Source organism: Streptomyces sp. NPDC059456 (assembly GCF_042750055.1).
GTDB lineage: Bacteria > Actinomycetota > Actinomycetes > Streptomycetales > Streptomycetaceae > Streptomyces.
In genome coordinates this window covers 1,945-4,106 of the sequence record NZ_JBHYVA010000737.1, presented here as the reverse complement: position 1 = coordinate 4,106, position 2,162 = coordinate 1,945, and the positions used below count along the sequence as shown (strand labels likewise).

The 2,162-nt window shown below is 72.8% G+C and carries 4 protein-coding genes; 2 read left to right on the top strand and 2 right to left on the bottom strand.

The window, feature by feature from the left end:
* The first annotated feature begins 207 nt into the window (after window positions 1–207).
* Window positions 208–486, top strand: a complete 279-nt coding sequence (locus ACFXA3_RS37475) for a hypothetical protein (RefSeq protein WP_385194879.1) — start codon at window positions 208–210, stop codon at window positions 484–486.
* Between the two features lie 138 nt (window positions 487–624).
* The gene (locus tag ACFXA3_RS37470; protein ID WP_385194876.1) at window positions 625–1,395 is read left to right on the top strand and encodes a hypothetical protein; all 771 of its coding nucleotides are present in this window, start codon (window positions 625–627) and stop codon (window positions 1,393–1,395) included.
* Window positions 1,396–1,413: 18 nt separating this feature from the next.
* Here the strand turns inward: ACFXA3_RS37470 and ACFXA3_RS37465 are convergent, their stop codons facing one another.
* Together ACFXA3_RS37465 and ACFXA3_RS37460 are read right to left on the bottom strand one after the other, a co-directional pair.
* Entirely contained in the window at window positions 1,414–1,614 is a 201-nt protein-coding gene (locus tag ACFXA3_RS37465; RefSeq protein ID WP_385194873.1) for a PspC domain-containing protein, read from the bottom strand.
* Between the two features lie 43 nt (window positions 1,615–1,657).
* Window positions 1,658–2,162 (bottom strand): VanZ family protein (locus ACFXA3_RS37460; protein WP_385194870.1); only part of this gene is annotated, 505 nt, incomplete at its 5' end.

Here is a 2,162-nt window from a genome sequence, read left to right as displayed (position 1 = left end):
AAAAACCACCCCCCCCCCCAAAACCCACACCCAAAGGGGTCTCGTGGGCTGGTTTTTTTTTAAAAGACACAGCAACACCAAAAACGGACGCCCCCGGGTACCAAAAATCCCCGGGCGCTTTCTCATATTTAAGTATGTTTGCGGGCGGGTGTTTGAAGTGACTAGTTTGCGGAGCCGCTCATTTCCCCGTCGCAAGGACTCATCTTCATGAAGAAGTCAGCTGCCAAGACCCTCGGTGCCGCTGCGATCGGCGCCGCCTTCGTCGCCGCCGCCGCCGGCTCCGCCTCGGCCGCCGTGCCGGCGATCGGCCTCTCCGACGCGCTGGGCACCGTGACCGGCGCCGCCCAGGGACTCACGAGCCAGCAGAAGGTCGCCGCCGACGGCCGGCAGTCCAGCGACCCCGCCGCCCCCGTCGGCGAGCTCGCCAACGCGCTCGGCCCCACCCTCGGCGGCCTGCCCATCGGTGGCGCCCTCGGCGGAAGCTGACCCTGCCGGATCCGCCCGCGGATTCGTACACGCGCGCACGTGGCGCACGCCGGTTCGATCGGGTGTGTGCCGCGTCGTGCCGTGTGCCACGATCACCACCAACTGCCCGCCGACGCACAGGGGTATGGGGTTTCGGTCATGCGCTTGAAGGCACGAGTCACGGTCGGAGCGGCCACGGCCGCCCTGCTCCCCGCCCTCCTCCTGGGGGCCACCGGGTGCAGCAGCAAGGACGCCCCCGCGGCCGGCAAGACCCCCGACCCCAAGGGCTCCGCCCCCGCGGGCTCACCCACCGCACCCCCCGCCGGCGCCCCGAGCGGTCCGGCCGCTCCGAAGGCCGCCGCGAGCAAGCTGGAGCGGTCCGCACTCGAACAGGGCGATCTGGCCGACTACCAGGTCTCCGCACAGGGGAAGAACCCGAACGCCCCCGACGGCCAGCCACAGGCCGACCGCAAGGCGTGCCAGCCCCTGGCCGACATCATGGGCGACAAGCCCGACCCGGCCGCCCGCGAGACCGTCAACCGCGGGATCGGCTCCCAGAAGCAGGTCGGACTGGCCGTCTCCGCCTCCGTCAGCTCCTACGCCGAGAGCGACGCCAAGGCCCTGACGGCCCGCCTCCGGTCCGCGGTCGCCGCCTGCGCCACGGGGTTCACCGCCACCGTCGAGAAGCAGAGCGGCAGCTACCGCGACGTGCGGCCCGCCGAGTACAAGACGACCGGCGACGAGACCGTCAGCTGGACCACCACCGCGGCCGCCCAGGGCGTCTCGGCGCAGGTCCACGTGGTCGTCGTACGCCAGGGCGCCACCGTCGTACGGCTGATGGCGCTCAACGTCGCGGGAGCCCAGCAGAAGGTCCTGGTCCCGCACGAGGTCACCGACAAGCAGCTGGAGAAGGTCCGCGGCGCGGGCTGAGCCGTTCACCAGGCGCTGTCACCAGGCGTTGGAAGAGGACTTCTCGTTCGGCAGGAGCACCCACAGCGCCAGGTAGATCAGGAACTGCGGGCCGGGCAGCAGGCACGAGACGACGAATATCAGGCGCATCGTGTTCGCGGAAATTCCGAAGCGGCGCGCCAGTCCGGCGCAGACGCCGCCGATCCAGCGGCCGTCACGGGGGCGGGCAATGGCGCTCATGGGTTCTCCTCTGTGGCATCCGGCGGGGGTTTTCCCCGATGCCTCAATACTCCCGCGGCACCGCCGACAAAACCTCGGTCCAGGGGCCTAGCCCGACCCTGGGAATTCTCGGGGTGGACCCCTGAGAAGCCCGCTGCGACCGCCGGGAGCGCCGCATCCGCGCCCGCAGCGCAGGTACGACGGCCACGTGCGCGAGCACCACGCCCAGGGCGTTCAGCAGCACCGAGTCCACGTCGACCACCCGCCCGGGGACGGCGCTCTGCAGCATCTCGATGCTGAGCGAGACCAGCACGCCCGCGGCGGCGGTCCGCCCCAGCGAGGACCACGCGGCCAGCGGCGACGGCGCCAGGCTCCCGTTGACCAGCGGCAGCAGCACCCCGAGCGGGGCCAGCAGCGCCAGCCCCTCCCCGATCCGCGGGGGCGCCCCCCCCCGCCCCGGCCCCCGGGCCGCCCCGCGGCCCCCCCCCCGGCGCCCGTTGGGCGCGGCCCCCCCCCGGGCCGCCCCGGGGCCCCCAGTGGGCCCCCCCCCCGGGGGGGGGGGGGCGCCC

Excerpts from the sequence above, each read along its gene's own strand:
- ACFXA3_RS37465 (WP_385194873.1), bottom strand. The coding sequence starts at position 1,614 with ATGAGCGCCATTGCCCGCCCCCGTGACGGCCGCTGGATCGGCGGCGTC.
- ACFXA3_RS37470 (WP_385194876.1), top strand. The coding sequence starts at position 625 with ATGCGCTTGAAGGCACGAGTCACGGTCGGAGCGGCCACGGCCGCCCTG.
- ACFXA3_RS37475 (WP_385194879.1), top strand. The coding sequence starts at position 208 with ATGAAGAAGTCAGCTGCCAAGACCCTCGGTGCCGCTGCGATCGGCGCC.